Source organism: Oerskovia jenensis (assembly GCF_016907235.1).
Classification (GTDB): domain Bacteria; phylum Actinomycetota; class Actinomycetes; order Actinomycetales; family Cellulomonadaceae; genus Oerskovia; species Oerskovia jenensis.
Genome location: NZ_JAFBBO010000001.1, coordinates 1,322,496 through 1,337,832, shown reverse-complemented (window position 1 = coordinate 1,337,832; position 15,337 = coordinate 1,322,496). Strand labels below are relative to the sequence as shown.

Here is a 15,337-nt window from a genome sequence, read left to right as displayed (position 1 = left end):
GTCTCTGCTGGTGAGCATGCCAGCGGCCACTGACAGCCCTGACAGCCCTGACAGCCCTGACAGCCCTGACAGCCCTGACGGGTGGTGCTGCTGGGACGCCATGGTCCATCGCGTGGCGCGCGAGGGCGTGCCCGTGCCCGGGGCCGGTATCCTCGTCGGGTGAGCAACGAGATCGAGATCGGTCGTGGCAAGCGCGGACGGCGCGCCTTCTCCTTCGACGACATCGCCGTGGTCCCCTCCCGGCGTACGCGTGACCCGGAGGACGTGTCGGTCGGGTGGCAGATCGACGCCTATCACTTCGACCTGCCGATCCTGGCCGCCCCCATGGACTCGGTGATGAGCCCGTCGACCGCGGTCGCCCTGGGCAACGCGGGCGGCCTGGGCGTCCTGGACCTCGAGGGGCTGTGGACGCGCTACGAGAACCCGGAGCCGATCCTCGCGGAGATCGCGACGCTCGACGCCCCGAGCGCGACGCGTCGCATGCAGGAGGTGTACGCCGAGCCCATCAAGGCCGAGCTGATCACCCAGCGCCTCAAGGAGATCCGGGAGTCCGGCGTCACGGTCGCGGGCGCCCTGTCGCCGCAGCGCACGCAGGAGTTCTACAAGACCGTCGTCGACGCCGGGGTGGACCTGTTCGTCATCCGCGGCACCACGGTCTCGGCCGAGCACGTCTCGGGCAACGCGGAGCCGCTCAACCTCAAGCGCTTCATCTACGAGCTCGACGTCCCGGTCATCGTCGGCGGCGCCTCGACCTACACCGCGGCCCTGCACCTCATGCGTACGGGTGCGGCCGGCGTCCTCGTGGGCTTCGGCGGCGGCGCGGCGCACACGACGCGTGTGAGCCTCGGCATCCACGCACCCATGGCGACGGCCGTCGCGGACGTCGCGGCGGCGCGTCGTGACTACCTGGACGAGTCGGGCGGCCGGTACGTGCACGTCATCGCCGACGGTGGCGTGGGGCGCTCGGGCGACCTGGTCAAGGCCGTCGCGTGCGGTGCGGACGCGGTGATGCTCGGCGCCGCCCTGGCGCGTGCCACCGAGGCGCCCGGCAAGGGCTGGCACTGGGGCTCCGAGGCGCACCACCCGCAGCTTCCTCGTGGCGAGCGCGTGAGCGTCGGCACCGCGGGCTCGCTCGACGAGATCCTGTTCGGCCCGGGTCGTCAGGCCGACGGCACGCTCAACCTGGTGGGCGCGCTCAAGCGCGCGATGGCCACGACGGGCTACTCGGACCTCAAGGAGTTCCAGCGCGTCGAGGTCGTCGTCTCGCCGTACCAGCCGCGCTGATGGCTCCGGGCCGCATCCGCGACGGGGTCGGGCTGACGAACGCCCTCGGCGCGGGTGCGCCCACCGGCGGCGAGCCTGGACCCGCGCAGACCGCCCCTGAGGGCGCGGTCGAGCCGGTGCGGGACGGCGCCGTCGGCCCGTTCTCCGTGGGTGGTGTCGACTTCCGGGAGATCACCGACGCCGACGTCGAGCAGGTCGTGGTCCTGTGGGAGGCGTGCGGTCTCGCCCGGCCGTGGAACGACCCCCACCTCGACGTGGCGGACGCCCGGACGGCAGGGTCCTCGACGATCCTCGTCGCGCACGCGGGTGCCCCGGACGCTCCGGCGAGCGGGGCGGGCGCCGTCGTCGCGACGGCGATGGCCGGGTTCGACGGGCACCGCGGCTGGATCTACTACGTCGCCGTGGCGCCCGAGCTGCAGGGTACGGGGCTCGGCCGCGACGCGGTGGTCGCCGCGGAGGCGTGGCTCGCGTCGCAGGGCGTGCGCAAGGTGCGCCTCATGGTGCGCACGACCAACACGCAGGTCCTGGGCTTCTACGAGGGGCTCGGGTACGTCGACGCCGAGTGCACGGTCCTCGGCCGCGACCTCCTCTGAGCCGGCGCAGGTGCCGAGACCCGAGGTCGGTCAGGCAGCAGCTCGTCGCAGCTGCCTGACCGACCTCGGGTCGGCACCCCCGGGGGGATCAGATCGTCGACCAGCCGCCGTCCGACATGAGGAGCACGCCGTTCACGTTGGCCGAGTCCTCGGAGAGCAGCCACGTGATCGAGGCCGCGAGCTGCTCGGCCGTGGCAGGTTCCGGGACGGTCGCCTGCATGATCGGACCGAGGCGCCGGGCGCCGAGCTCGGAGCGGAACGGTGCCTCGATGTTGGTCGCGACCGCGCCCGGAGCCACGGCGTTGACGCGCACGCCGGCCGGGCCGTAGAAGAGCGCGGTGCTCTTGGTCAGGCCCACGACCGCGTGCTTCGAGGTGGCGTAGGGCGTGCCCGAGGCGCCCGCGCGGATGCTGGCCTCGCTCGCGACGTTGACGATCCGGCCGTGACCGGCCTCGACCATCGCGGGCAGCACGGCGCGCATGAGCTTCATGGGTGCGGTCACGTTGATGCGCAGGACGCGCTCCCAGAGGGCGTCGTCGATCTCGGCCGTGGGGACGAACGAGTCCATGATCCCCGCGTTGTTGACGAGTCCCGTGATGCGCCCTTCGCCGGCCTCGACGATGCGCGCGATCACGGCGTCGTCGGACACGTCGCCGACGACGGTCAGGAGCGGGGCCTCGCCGCTCTCGGTGGCGAGGGTCTCGAGGCGGTCGGCGTCGAGGTCGCTCGCGATGACGCGCGCCCCCTCGGCGAGCAGCCGTGTCGCGGTGGCCTTGCCGATGCCGGAACCTGCGCCGGTGACGACGACGGTCGCGCCGGAGAATCGGTTCGGGATGGTCGACGTGCTCATGATGGGGGTCCTTCCGCCGGGTCGAGGTGCCTGGATGTGGCTCCTGGTACCTTTCTAACACTCAGTGCCATAAATATGTTTCGCGAGGAGATGTGATGTCGCAGACACCCGCACGCCGGGGCCGACCTGCCACGGTCGACCCGGCGCGCGTCGCCGCCACGGCTCTACGCCTCTTCACCGAGCGGGGCTTCGGCAACGTCACGATGGACGACGTCGCGAGCGCGTGCGGCGTCGGGCGTCGGACCCTCTTCCGACTCTTCCCGTCCAAGGCCGCGATGGTCTGGGGCGGCTCGGGGGAGGCGCGCGACGCCATCACCGAGGTGCTGGGCGCGAGCAGTCCCGCGAGCCCGGCCGAGGCCCTCGACGTGGTGCGGGTCGCCTTCGTGGCGTCCTCGACCTTCCCGGCCGCAGCGCTCGAGATCACGCGCCAGCGCCTGTCCCTCATCGCGGCCGACGACGAGCTCCTCGCCTGGGGCACGTCGAGCATCGGGACCTCGGCCGCGCTCGTCGGGGAGTTCCTGGCCCGCGCCGAAGGGCAGCTCGAACCGTCGCTGCGCGCGCAGTCGCTCGCGGCCGCATGCTCCGCGGCGAACTTCGCGGCCCTCGTCTGGTGGGCGCAGAGCGCTCCGGATCGCGACCCTGCCGAGGTCGTCGACGAGGCGCTGTCACACCTGCTCGACGGCGCGCGCACCTGGGTGGCGCAGGACCGGGAGTGACCGGGCGGGTTGGACAGGACGGCCACGCTGCCCCCGTCGCCGCGTCCTGCGCCCGGGCGAGACGTACCAAAGGGGATTGTGTGAAGGATGTTCTGCCCGGGGGTACTGCCGCGTAACCTGTCACGCATGGCAAGCGAAACATCGGACGGCAGCCAGGGCGGCAGCGCCGCCATCGACGGCCTTCTCGACCCGGAGCACCCTTCCGCCACCTACGTCCTGGAGCCCGACGTCGTCGCTCCCCTCGTGGCCCGCGTCGTCACCTCCCACACGGCGGGGGAGCACCGTTCGGTCCTGCCGTTCACCGGGGCGCCCCTCGCGTCGATCCCCCTGTCCTCGGTCGAGGACGTCGCGGTCGCTGTCGAGCGCGCGCGCCGGGCGCAGCGCTCCTGGGCGCACACCACGGTCGCCGAGCGCTCCGCGGTGCTCCTGCGCTTCCACGACCTGGTCCTGGAGCGTCAGACCGAGATCCTGGACCTGCTCCAGATGGAGACGGGCAAGTCCCGTCGTAGCGCGTTCGAGGAGGTCGGCGACATCGCCCAGGTCACGCGCCACTACGGCGTGCGGGCCGCGCACTACCTCGCCGAGCGTCGCGTGGGCGGGATGCTGCCCGTCCTGACGCGCGCGAGCGTGCACCGCCGCCCCGTCGGCGTCGTCGGAGCGATCGCCCCCTGGAACTACCCCCTCACGCTCGCCCTCGCCGAGGCCCTGCCCGCCCTGGTCGCGGGCAACGCCGTGGTGGTCAAGCCGGACCCCCAGACGACCTTGACGGCCCTCTGGGCCGCCGAGGTCCTGGAGGAGGCCGGGCTGCCCGGTGACCTCCTGCTCGTCGTGGCCGGCGGTGGGGAGATCGGCGCGGCCCTGACGGGGCTCGTCGACCACATCGCGTTCACGGGCTCGACCGCGACCGGGCGCAAGGTCGCCGCGCAGGCAGGCGAGCGGCTCATCGGCACCACGCTCGAGCTGGGCGGCAAGAACCCGCTGTACGTCGCGGCGGACGCGCACGTCCCGTCCGCGGCCCAGGGTGCCGTACGTGCGTGCTTCTCCAACAGCGGCCAGCTCTGCGTCTCGATCGAGCGGCTGATCCTGCACGAGGACATCGCCGACGAGTTCCTGGACGCGTTCGTCCCGCTCGTGCGCGAGCTCAGGCTCGGCACCGCGCTCGACTACTCGGTCGACATGGGCTCGCTCACGTCCCAGGCGCAGCTCGACCGTGTGGTCGCGCACGTCGACGACGCGCTGTCCCAGGGAGCTCGGGTGCTCGCAGGCGGGGTGCACCGTGCGGACATCGGCCCGTTCTTCTACGCGCCCACGGTGCTCGACCACGTGCCGCCCACGGCCGCGTGCTCACACGAGGAGACGTTCGGCCCGGTCGTCACGGTGACGAGGGTGCCCGACGACGCGGCCGCGATCCGCGTCATGAACGACTCGGACCTGGGGCTCAGCGCGAGCATCTGGACGCAGGACACCGCGCGCGGACGTCGCCTCGCGGCGCAGGTCGAGGCCGGCGCCGTCAACATCAACGACGGGTACGCCGCAGCGTTCGGCTCGGTCGCGGCGCCCATGGGTGGGTTCAAGTCCTCGGGGCAGGGCCGTCGGCACGGGCGCGAGGGGATCGAGGCGCTCACCGAGGCGCAGACGATCGTGGTCCAGCGCGGGGTCTCGCGCGGACTGAGCTTCGACACGCTCTACGCGCAGCCCGCCGACCGGGCCAGCCGCCTGCTCACGACGGCCTTCGGGGTCATGAAGAAGCTGCGGCTGCCGTAGCGGCCGAGAGGGAGTCCAGGACGTCCGTGACCCCGGTCTCGCGCGCGCCCAGGTGCACGGGCTCCCGGCCGGTCACGGCGTCCCACGCCGCCTTGAGCGAGGCCGGCACCTCGCGGACCCGGTACACGACCGCCTTCGCGGGCTCGACGCTCTCGGCGGACACCCCGACACCCACGGCGTCGATCCCGGCCTGCGCGCACGAGAACAGCGCGCGGGGCAGGTGGTAGTCCTGTGTGAGGACCACGGCCTCGGTGACGCCGAAGACCTCACGGGCACGCACGCACGTGTCGTGGGTGTCGAAGCCCGCGAAGTCGCGCACCACGCGATCTGCGGGCACGCCGTGCCCCACGAGCCAGTCGAGCATCGCGGTCGGCTCGTCGTAGTCCTCGCGGGAGTTGTCCCCGCTCACGAGGATCACCTCGACCGTGCCGCGCTCGTACAGCTCACGCGCGGCGTCGAGGCGCCGGGTCAGGTAGGTCGAGGGCGTGCCGTCGGGGCGCAGGCCCGCGCCGAGGACGAGCGCCACGGGGCGCGCGGGGACGTCCTCGACACCGGGCTGCACGCGCAGCCGGCCGCTCACCTGGACCCACGTGACGGGGGCGGCGAGCGCGAGGGCGAGCACGGCGGCCCCGACGACCACGGCGCGCCCGCGGCGGCCGCGCAGCCACGACGGGACCGGTCGGTGGTCCCCGTCGGGACCTGCGGGGCTCTCCGTGGCCGTGCCGGGCCTGCGCGTCGTGCCGGTCGTCGTCTCCCGGGGCGTCGCCCGGTCGGTCCCCTGCTCGCTCATGCGGGCGAGCCTAGTGGCGCCGGTCGCCGCCCGGCGCGAGGCCGCGCGCGACGAGGCCCGCGAGCTCGGTCCGCAGGTTGTGCTCGGCGCGCTCCTGCCAGCGGTCGCGCCCCAGCGGGGTCCGGAAGAGCGAGGGGAGCGCGAGCAGCTGCTCGAGGACCGCGGCACGACCCGCCACGAACTGCTCGTCGGGCACGTGGGCGTACTCCGCGCGGACCTGCCGGACGTAGCGGGCGTACCGGTCGGGCATGCTGCCGAGGATCGCGAGATCGGCGTCGCACACGAGGGCACCCACCACGTCGTCGGGGTCCGGGTCGTGCGTCGCCGTGAGCCGGACGAGGCGCGCGACCTCCGCGACGTCGTCGGACGTGAGGTGCGCCCCGCCCGGGGCGAGCGGTCGGCCTCCGGTGAGCGGCGTCGTCGGGCGGGGGACGAGAGGGGACAGGCGGGCGACCGCGAGCGCGGCCGACGCCTCCTCGTCCTCGCCCGCCACGCCCTCGTGGACCGCGTCGTGGAACCACAGCGCGAGCTGTGCGTGCGACGACGTGCCCGACGGCGCAGGCTCGGCGGGGGAGGGCACGCCCGGCGAGCGGCCCTCCAGGACCGCGAGGGAGTCGAGCACGTGGACCAGGTGCGCGGGCCCGTGATAGGCGCGGTGCGGCTCGTGCCAGCGAGCGACCAGGTCCTCGCCCACCTCGTGCGCGCCCGGGAGCCCTGGCAGCAGGGCGTCCCACCGTGCCAGCAGGGCCGCGGCCTTGGCAGCGCCACGCTCGCTCGCCGGGACGCGCAGACCCGAGGCCCGCAGGCGCACGATGAGCTCGCGCCCCGACACGTCGCTCGCCCCGGCGGCGACGCAGTCCGCATGGCGCTCGGCCGGGACGTCGTAGTGGTCGAGGTCGAACGCGCGCCGCCCCAGCCCCAGCCGCTGCGCGAAGTCGTGCAGCTCGTCGAGCGAGGAGTCCGAGACGAGGTGGGACCAGAGGGTGCCGTGGGCCGGCCAGGTCGGCGGGTCGATGAGAAGAGCCACGCCTCGACCCTAGAGGGTCGAGGCGTGGCTCGGGGCGTGCGCGGGCAGTGCCGTGCCCGCGCACGGTGGCGTCGCGCGGTGCTCGGTGCGCGACGACGTGCGGGGGAGGTCAGGACTCCTGGGGGGCCTCGGTCTCCTGCGGCGCCTCGGGCGCGGAGGTGGGTGCCGACGCCGCCGGCGGGAACGTGACGGGCTTGCCGGCCTTCTCGGTCTCCTCCACGATCTCCACGCTCAGGCGGGCGATCGCGAGCTCCTCCATGGTCGGCACGACCATGACCAGCGTGCTCGTCCAGTCGGGCGAGATGACGCGCGGCTCCTTGCTGCGGACCGCGTTGCGCTCCGGGTCGACCGCGATGCCCAGGCCCGCGAGGCCCTCGACGACCTGGGCGCGCACGATGTCGTCGTTCTCGCCCACGCCGGCCGTGAACGCGATGACGTCGATGCGGCCCAGCACGGCCATGTACGCGCCGATGTACTTGCGCAGGCGGTGGATGTACACGTCGAGCGCGAGCTTCGCGTCCTCGTCGCCCGCGGCGATCAGCTCGTGCAGGGCGCGGAAGTCGTTCTCGCCCGCGAGCCCCTTGATGCCCGAGCGCTTGTTGAACAGGTCGTCGAGCTCGTCGATCGACATGTTCGCGTTGCGGGCGAGGTGGAAGATCACCGCGGGGTCGATGTCCCCGGTGCGGGTCCCCATGACCAGGCCCTCGAGCGGGGTCAGGCCCATCGACGTGTCGACCGCGACACCGCCGCGCACGGCCGAGGCCGACGCGCCGTTGCCGAGGTGCAGCACGATGATGTTGAGGTCCTGCAGGCGGCGGCCCAGGACGCGCGCGACCTTGCCCGACACGTAGTGGTGGCTCGTGCCGTGGAAGCCGTACCGGCGCACGCCGTACTTCTTCGCGGTCTCCTTCTCCAGGGCGTACGTCGAGGCGGCCTCGGGCAGCGACGAGAAGAACGCCGTGTCGAACACCGCGACGTGCGGGACGTCCGGCAGGAGCTCGCGGGCGACCGAGATGCCCGTGACGTTCGCCGGGTTGTGCAGCGGCGCGAGGGGCGCCAGGTCCAGGATCTGGCGCTCGACCTCGTCGTCCACGAGCACGGGACGGGAGAACAGGGCACCGCCGTGGACGACGCGGTGACCCACCGCGTAGACGTTGGCGTCCGCGAGCCGCGGCCCGACCTCGTCGAACAGCGAGAGCGCGATGCGCAGCGCCTCGGCGTGGTCGCGGACGGGCTCCTCGCGCGTGGTCGTGTTGCCCGCGAAACGGTGCTTGATGACGCCGTTCGACTCACCGATGCGCTCGATGGTCCCGGCGGCGATGGCCTCGCCGCCGACCGGGTTGACGAGCTGGTACTTGAGCGAGGACGACCCCGAGTTCATCACGAGGACCGAGCCGTGCGCCCCGTACGCCGAGTACGGGTTCGAGCGCTCGTGCTCCGGGAGGACGGTCATGCGGGTGCTCCGTTCGTGCCGGGCTCGGTCGAGCCCGCCTGTGCCTGGATGGCCGTGATGGCCACGGTGTTGACGATGTCCTGGACCAGGGCACCGCGCGAGAGGTCGTTCACGGGCTTGTTGAGGCCCTGGAGGACCGGGCCCACCGCGATGGCGCCCGCCGAGCGCTGGACCGCCTTGTAGGTGTTGTTGCCCGTGTTGAGGTCGGGGAAGATGAAGACCGTCGCCTTGCCCGCGACGTCCGAGCCCGGCATCTTGGACGCCGCCACGGACGCGTCGACCGCGGCGTCGTACTGGATGGGGCCCTCGACGAACAGGTCGGGGCGGCGGCTGCGGACCAGCTCGGTCGCCGAACGCACCTTGTCCACGTCCACGCCCGAGCCCGACTCGCCCGTCGAGTAGGACAGCATCGCCACGCGCTGGTCGATCCCGAACTGGAGCGCGGTCGCGGCCGACGAGATCGCGATGTCGGCGAGCTGCGTGTCGGTCGGGTCCGGGTTGACGGCGCAGTCGCCGTAGACCAGGACACGGTCCTCGAGGCACATGAGGAACACCGAGGACACGACCGAGACACCCGGCACGGTCTTGATGATCTCGAACGACGGCTTGATGGTGTGCGCGGTCGTGTGCCGGGCCCCCGAGACCATGCCGTCGGCCAGGCCCAGGTGGACCATCATGGTGCCGAAGTACGACACGTCCGGGACGATCTCCCGGGCGCGCTCGACCGTCATGCCCTTGTGGGCCCGCAGCTTCGTGTACTCCTCGGCGAAGCGCTCGACGAGCTCGGGGTCGTGCGGGTCGATCACGGTCGCCGCGTCGATGTCCAGGCCGAGCTCGGTCGCGCGCGTACGGATCGACTGCTCGTCGCCCAGGATCGTCAGGTCCGCGACCTGACGGCCCAGCAGGGTCGAGGCCGCGCGCAGGATGCGGTCGTCGTCGCCCTCGGGCAGCACGATGTTCTTGCGGTCCGCGCGAGCCCGCGAGAGCAGCTCGTACTCGAACATGAGCGGCGTGACGACCTCGGGGCGGGGCACCTCGAGCCCCGCGAGGAGCGCGGCGCCGTCGACGTTCTGCTCGAACAGCGCGAGCGCCGTGTCGACCTTGCGCTGCGACTCCTTGGACACCCGGCCCTTGACCCGCGACGCGGCGCTCGCCGAGCGGAACGTCCCGAGGTCCGTGCGGATGATCGGCAGGCTCGGGTCGAGAGCCTCGACCAGGCGACCGGTCGAGTCCGTCGGGTAGAACCCGCCGTTGAGGACGATGCCCGCGAGCGACGGGAAGTTGCGCGCCTGGTGAGCGGCGAGCAGGCCGATGAGGATGTCGCTGCGGTCCCCGGGCGTGATGACCACGGCGCCGTCGACGAGCTTCTCGAGCAGGTGCTCGAGCGACATGGCCCCGACCAGCAGGTCGAGGACCTCGCGGCCCAGCAGCTCGGGGTCGCCGAGCGCGAGGTGACCGCCCACGGCCTCCATGATCGCGGCCACGGTCGGCGCGTTGAGGAAGGGGTCCTCCGGGATGGCCCACCCGGTCAGCGAGCCCGACGACGGGTGGGCCCCCGGGACCTCCGGGGTGATCGCGCTGAGCTGGGCACGCACGGCGTCGATGCTCTCGGGGCGGCACCGGTTGGCGACGACCGCGATCGGCTGGGCGTGGTTCGAGCGCAGCTCGTTGACGCTGACCTCGGTCAGGTTCGCGATGGCCTCGGGCGTGCGGTCACGTCCCGAGACGACCAGGAGCACCGGGGCGCCCAGGTTGGCCGCGATGCGCGCGTTGAACGCGAGCTCGGTCGGTCCCGCGACGTCCGTGTAGTCGGTCCCGACGATCACCACGAAGTCGCACTGCTTGGCGACCTCGTGGTACCGGGCGACGATCTGGGCCAGGGCGGCCTCGGGGTCGGCGTGGACGTCGTCGTACGTGACGCCCATGGCCTCCTCGTAGGTCAGGTCGACGCCGTCGTGCGCGAGCAGCAGCTCGAGCACGTAGTCACGGTCCGCGGAGCCGGGTGCGGCGGCGGAACCTTCCCCGTCGACGGGGGCGGTGGCCCCCGCGACGGAGCTCGGGGCGGTCCTCGTCACGGGCCGGAAGACCCCGACCCGCTGGACCCGGCGGGTCAGCAGGTCGAGGACGCCCAGTGCGATCGTGGACTTCCCCGTCTCGCCCTCGGGTGAGGCGAGGTAGATGGATCGGGCGGTGCTGGTCACTCGTTGTCGCCTCCGGTAGCGGCGGCCGCGTCGTACGACGGGCCGCTCCCTTCTGTCGCGGTGTCGCCCGCGTCGGGCCACACCCAGTCACGGACCGAGGGGATGTCCTCGCCGTGCTCTCTCGTGTACTGCCGCGCCTCGAGCCGGGCGTCGACCATCTTCTGGCGCAGACCGGCGGCCTTCGAGCGCAGCGAGGGCACGCGGTCGATGACGTCGATCACCAGGTGGAACCGGTCGAGGTCGTTGAGCATGACCATGTCGAACGGCGTGGTGGTCGTGCCCTCCTCCTTGTAGCCGCGCACGTGGATGTTCTCGTGCCCGTTGCGGCGGTAGGTCAGGCGGTGGATGAGCCACGGGTAGCCGTGGTAGGCGAAGACCACGGGCTTGTCCGTGGTGAAGAGCGTGTCGAAGTCGCGGTCGGAGAGCCCGTGCGGGTGCTCCTTCTCGTCCTGCAGGCGCATGAGGTCCACGACGTTGACGACGCGCACCTTGAGCTCGGGCAGGTGCTGACGCAGCAGGTCGGCCGCGGCGAGCGTCTCCAGGGTCGGGACGTCGCCCGCACAGCCGAGCACCACGTCGGGGTCCTCGCCCGGGACCTCGGTGCCGGCCCACTCCCAGATCCCCAGCCCTCGCGTGCAGTGCGCGATCGCCTGGTCCATGGTGAGGAAGTTCGGTGCCGGCTGCTTGCCCGCGACCACGACGTTCACGTACTGGCGCGAGCGCAGGACGTGGTCGTACGTCGAGAGCAGGGTGTTGGCGTCCGGCGGCAGGTAGACGCGGACGATCTCGGCCTTCTTGTTCACGACGTGGTCGATGAAGCCCGGGTCCTGGTGGCTGAAGCCGTTGTGGTCCTGGCGCCACACGTGGCTCGAGAGCAGGTAGTTGAGGCTCGCGATCGGGCGGCGCCACGGGATGTCGTTGGTGATCTTGAGCCACTTGGCGTGCTGGTTGAACATCGAGTCGATGATGTGGATGAACGCCTCGTAGCACGAGAACAGGCCGTGGCGGCCCGTCAGCAGGTAGCCCTCGAGCCACCCCTGGCACTGGTGCTCGGAGAGCATCTCCATGACGCGACCCGCGCGCGCGAGGTGCTCGTCGACGTCGGGCCCGAAGAAGTCCGCGTTCCACTGCTTGTCCGTGACCTCGTACACCGCCTGGAGGCGGTTCGACGCGGTCTCGTCGGGGCCGAAGATCCGGAAGTTGTCCGGGTTGAGGCGCACGACGTCCGTGAGCCACTGGCCCAGGACCCGGGTCGCCTCGGACAGACCCCCACCGGGCGAGCTGACCTCGACCGCGTAGTCGCGGAAGTCGGGCAGGCGCAGGTCCTTGAGCAGCAGGCCGCCGTTGGTGTGCGGGTTGTCGCTCATGCGCAGCGTGCCGCGTGGTGCCAGGCGGGCGATGTCCGCGTCGAGGTGGCCCTTGTCGTCGAACAGCTCGTGGACGCGGTAGGAGTCGAGCCAGTCCTTGAGGTCCTGCAGGTGCTCGGGGGTGTCGCGCGCGCTCGCGAGCGGCACCTGGTGCGAGCGCCACGAGTCCTCGGTCTTCTTGCCGTCGATCGACTTGGGTCCCGTCCACCCCTTGGGCGTGCGGAAGACGATCATGGGCCAGGCCGGGCGCTCGTCGTCGCCCGCCGCGGCGTCGGCCTTGATCTGGGCGATGTGGTTGAGCACCTCGTCGAGCAGGACCGCGAAGCGGCGGTGGACCTCGTCGTGGTCCTCGTCGTCGAACCCGCCCGTGAAGAAGTACGGGGTGTGGCCGTAGCCGATCATGAGGTCGCGCAGCTCGTCGTCGCTGATGCGCGCGAGGATCGTCGGGTTCGCGATCTTGTACCCGTTGAGGTGCAGGATCGGCAGGACGACGCCGTCGTTGACCGGGTTGACGAACTTGTTCGAGTGCCAGCTCGTGGCCAGGGGGCCTGTCTCGGCCTCGCCGTCGCCCACGACCGCGGCGACCAGCAGGTCCGGGTTGTCGAACGCGGCACCGTACGCGTGCGAGAGGGCGTAGCCGAGCTCGCCGCCCTCGTGGATCGAGCCGGGCGTCTCGGGGGCGACGTGCGAGGGGATCCCGCCCGGGAACGAGAACTGGCGGAACAGGCGCCGCAGGCCCTCGGTGTCCTGGGTGATGTCCGAGTAGACCTCGGAGTACGTGCCCTCGAGGTAGGAGTTCGCGACGAGTCCTGGGCCGCCGTGGCCGGGGCCCGTGATGTAGATGGTCGACTGCTCGCGCTCGACGATCGCACGGTTCAGGTGCGCGTAGAGGAAGTTCAGGCCGGGCGTCGTGCCCCAGTGCCCGAGCAGGCGTGGCTTGACGTCGTCCCGGGTGAGCGGCTCACGCAGCAGGGGGTTCGCCAGCAGGTAGATCTGGCCGACCGAGAGGTAGTTGGCGGCCCGCCACCACCCGTCGACGCGGGCGAGCGTCTCCTCGGAGAGGGGGGCGACCTCGGCGGATCGCCAAGGGCTTCCTTCTGTCGGACGCGAGGTGGTCGTAGTCATCGCACGCTCCAGCTGTACCGGGGAATGGTGGCACCTTCATACAACCTCATTCATGGGGGCAACGCATGGTTTCGACGGCCCCGCGGGATGTGAGGTGCGTCCGGTCGAGCAGAAAAGGACGAAGGTCCCGACGGGGTCGCCTGGAGGTCCCGGACGGGCGGTGCGGGCCGCCGGGAGTGGGCTGGGTCACGTCGAGGGTCGAGGATTCTCTCGGGTCACCCCGGCCCGGCTACCGTGGAGTCGTGTCCGACCAGGCCCCCTCTCGCCCCGGCTTCTGGGCTGTCGCCCGCAGCCCCCGCATGATCGGCTTCCTGCTGCTCTTCCTCCTGGCGGCGGGCGTGTGCGGCCGCCTCGGGGTGTGGCAGCTCGACCGTGCCTACGAGCGGGCCGAGCTCGCCGAGCAGCACGAGGTCGCCGAGGCCGAGGCAGCGGGCCCCGAGGGGCTCGGCGTGCTGCTTCCCCCGCAGTCGACCTTCCCGGGGGAGCTCGTGGGCCGTCAGGCCTGGGTCGAGGGCGAGTACGAGCCCGAGGGGCAGCTCCTGGTCGCGGGACGCGCGCTCGACGGTCGCACGGGCTACCTGGTCCTGACGCCCCTGCGCGTGAGCGACGACGGCACGGGGGGAGCGTCGTGGGCCGACCTGTCCGGCCCGCCCGTGGTCCCGGTCGTCCGTGGCTGGGTCCCGACGGCGGACGGCCCGGCCCTCGAGGTCCCGTCCGGAGAGGTGCGGCTCACCGCGTACCTGCAGGCCTCCGAGGCCGCAGGGACGGGCGGGCTGCCCGAGGGGCAGACCGACTCGATCTCCTCGGCGGCGCTCGCCAACGCGTGGGGCAACCCGATCTACGGCGGGTACCTCGTGCTCATGGAGTCGGACCCGGCGCAGGTCTCGGCGGCCGACGGCGGCCCTCACCTCCTGCCCCGGCCGACCATCGAGGGCGGCAACGGGGTCAACGTCCAGAACGCGTTCTACGCGCTCCAGTGGTGGATCTTCGGGCTGTTCGCCGTGGCGCTCTGGGTCCGTCTCGTGCGCGACGAGGCCGCAGGCGGTCGCAAGCGCTCGGACGGCGTCGGCGGCGGGATCGCGGGACTGCCCGACCTGCCGCCCTCGCCGCGCGGCGAGGGCCCCGGGACCGGTGGGACCGCGCAGGACGGTGGGACCGGGCAGGGCGGTGGGACCGCGCAGGCCGGTGGGACCGGGCAGGCCGGCGCGACCGGCGGGTCCGGCGCGACCGGCGGGTCCGGCGCGACCGGCGGGGCCGCGTCGAGCGGCGACCCGGTCAGCCGTCCGACGGTGTGAGCTCGAGCAGCATCTCGACGGTCCCCGCGTCCTCGACCTGGACGAAGCCGAGGTTCGGCGCGGCGACACCGTAGTCGGAGAACGTCACGGGGATCGAGCCGCTGACCTGCGCCCCGCCGCCCGTGGTCCGGGCCTCGAGCGTCGCGGTCACCTCGTGCGAGACGCCCTTGATCGTGAGCGTGCCGGACGCCTGGACCGTCGCGCTGCCGGTCGCCAGACCGGAGAGGTCGACGGGAGCCGTGAGGACGAAGGTCGCGGTCGGGTGCTCGCCGGTGTCGAGGATGCGCAGGAACTGCCGGTCGCGGCCCGAGTCGTCGGTCTCGATGGTCGTCATGTCGACCTCGATGCTCGCCGCGGTGAGGACGCCGCCCTCGACGGTGACCTCGCCGCGCACGTCGCTCGTGCGGCCGACCACGGTCACGTCCTGCCCGGAGAGCACCTCGTCGACGCGGTAGCCCGCCTGGGACTCGATGTCCACGGCGTAGACGCCGTCCTGGACGCCGTCGACGGACGCGCCCGACGAGCCCGAGGCGGCCGAGGCGTCGTCGCTGGGCGCTGCCGAGCCGATCGACAGGGGAGCGGCCTCGGTGCCGGCCTGCGAGCGGGCATAGACCCACGTCCCTCCGAGCAGGAGCAGCGCGCACAGCATCGCGATCCCGACGGTCAGCGCGATCGTCTTCTTCATGGCCCCTCGCATCCTCGTTGAACGTTCAACCAATCCTGAGGGCTCTTCCTGGGGAATGCCTGGAAGCAGGGCGTCATGTCTGCTGTGCATCCGGGTGTGTGCCGAGGACCTCGTCGTCCCGGCGGGTCGTCGGGCTGCGCCGGGACACGTCGGGACGGCGCGAGCGTACCGGCAGGTCAGGGCGTCG

13 protein-coding genes are annotated in these 15,337 nt (G+C 72.3%); 6 read left to right on the top strand and 7 right to left on the bottom strand.

The window, feature by feature from the left end:
- The first annotated feature begins 16 nt into the window (after positions 1 to 16).
- The 3 genes from JOD49_RS05960 to JOD49_RS05950 are packed head-to-tail and all read left to right on the top strand — an operon-like array spanning position 17 to position 1,877.
- Positions 17 to 163, top strand: coding sequence for a hypothetical protein (locus tag JOD49_RS05960; protein WP_205306382.1), 147 nt, complete (start codon positions 17 to 19; stop codon positions 161 to 163).
- Positions 160 to 1,284, top strand: coding sequence for a GuaB3 family IMP dehydrogenase-related protein (locus tag JOD49_RS05955; RefSeq protein WP_205306381.1), 1,125 nt, complete (start codon positions 160 to 162; stop codon positions 1,282 to 1,284). Before JOD49_RS05960 ends, JOD49_RS05955 begins: the two co-directional genes overlap by 4 nt.
- The gene (locus JOD49_RS05950; protein ID WP_205306380.1) at positions 1,284 to 1,877 is read left to right on the top strand and encodes a GNAT family acetyltransferase; all 594 of its coding nucleotides are present in this window, start codon (positions 1,284 to 1,286) and stop codon (positions 1,875 to 1,877) included. Before JOD49_RS05955 ends, JOD49_RS05950 begins: the two co-directional genes overlap by 1 nt.
- A gap of 88 nt (positions 1,878 to 1,965) precedes the next feature.
- Here the strand turns inward: JOD49_RS05950 and JOD49_RS05945 are convergent, their stop codons facing one another.
- The gene (locus tag JOD49_RS05945) at positions 1,966 to 2,727 is read right to left on the bottom strand and encodes an SDR family NAD(P)-dependent oxidoreductase (RefSeq protein WP_205306379.1); all 762 of its coding nucleotides are present in this window, start codon (positions 2,725 to 2,727) and stop codon (positions 1,966 to 1,968) included.
- 95 nt (positions 2,728 to 2,822) lie between these two features.
- On the opposite strand from JOD49_RS05945, the gene JOD49_RS05940 reads away from it, so the two are divergent.
- The gene (locus tag JOD49_RS05940; RefSeq protein WP_205306378.1) at positions 2,823 to 3,443 is read left to right on the top strand and encodes a TetR family transcriptional regulator; all 621 of its coding nucleotides are present in this window, start codon (positions 2,823 to 2,825) and stop codon (positions 3,441 to 3,443) included.
- Between the two features lie 126 nt (positions 3,444 to 3,569).
- The gene (locus JOD49_RS05935) at positions 3,570 to 5,207 is read left to right on the top strand and encodes a succinic semialdehyde dehydrogenase (protein ID WP_205306377.1); all 1,638 of its coding nucleotides are present in this window, start codon (positions 3,570 to 3,572) and stop codon (positions 5,205 to 5,207) included.
- Here JOD49_RS05935 and JOD49_RS05930 read toward each other — a convergent pair.
- The 5 genes from JOD49_RS05930 to JOD49_RS05910 all read right to left on the bottom strand — a co-directional run bounded on the left by JOD49_RS05930 (position 5,182) and on the right by JOD49_RS05910 (position 13,170).
- A complete protein-coding gene (locus tag JOD49_RS05930) occupies positions 5,182 to 5,997 on the bottom strand; it encodes a SanA/YdcF family protein (RefSeq protein WP_205306376.1) in 816 nt (271 codons plus the stop codon). The two genes, JOD49_RS05935 and JOD49_RS05930, sit on opposite strands and share 26 nt — an antisense overlap.
- A gap of 10 nt (positions 5,998 to 6,007) precedes the next feature.
- Positions 6,008 to 7,024, bottom strand: a complete 1,017-nt coding sequence (locus JOD49_RS05925; RefSeq protein ID WP_205306375.1) for a DUF4031 domain-containing protein — start codon at positions 7,022 to 7,024, stop codon at positions 6,008 to 6,010.
- A 109-nt stretch (positions 7,025 to 7,133) separates the two neighbouring features.
- The gene (locus tag JOD49_RS05920) at positions 7,134 to 8,477 is read right to left on the bottom strand and encodes an acetate/propionate family kinase (protein ID WP_205306374.1); all 1,344 of its coding nucleotides are present in this window, start codon (positions 8,475 to 8,477) and stop codon (positions 7,134 to 7,136) included.
- Entirely contained in the window at positions 8,474 to 10,678 is a 2,205-nt protein-coding gene (gene pta / locus JOD49_RS05915; protein WP_205306373.1) for a phosphate acetyltransferase, read from the bottom strand. Before pta ends, JOD49_RS05920 begins: the two co-directional genes overlap by 4 nt.
- Positions 10,675 to 13,170: a phosphoketolase family protein gene (locus JOD49_RS05910; protein WP_205306372.1), complete on the bottom strand. Its 2,496-nt coding sequence runs from the start codon at positions 13,168 to 13,170 to the stop codon at positions 10,675 to 10,677. The genes pta and JOD49_RS05910 overlap by 4 nt, the downstream gene beginning before the upstream one ends.
- A 242-nt stretch (positions 13,171 to 13,412) precedes the next feature.
- Between JOD49_RS05910 and JOD49_RS05905 the strand changes: the two genes are divergently transcribed.
- Positions 13,413 to 14,465 carry an SURF1 family protein gene (locus JOD49_RS05905; RefSeq protein WP_307822415.1) on the top strand — a complete coding sequence of 351 codons (1,053 nt, stop codon included), beginning with the start codon at positions 13,413 to 13,415 and terminating at the stop codon, positions 14,463 to 14,465.
- On the opposite strand, the gene JOD49_RS05900 is transcribed toward JOD49_RS05905, so the two are convergent.
- Positions 14,446 to 15,150, bottom strand: a complete 705-nt coding sequence (locus JOD49_RS05900; RefSeq protein WP_205306371.1) for a YceI family protein — start codon at positions 15,148 to 15,150, stop codon at positions 14,446 to 14,448. The two genes, JOD49_RS05905 and JOD49_RS05900, sit on opposite strands and share 20 nt — an antisense overlap.
- Between the last annotated feature and the right edge of the window lie 187 nt (positions 15,151 to 15,337).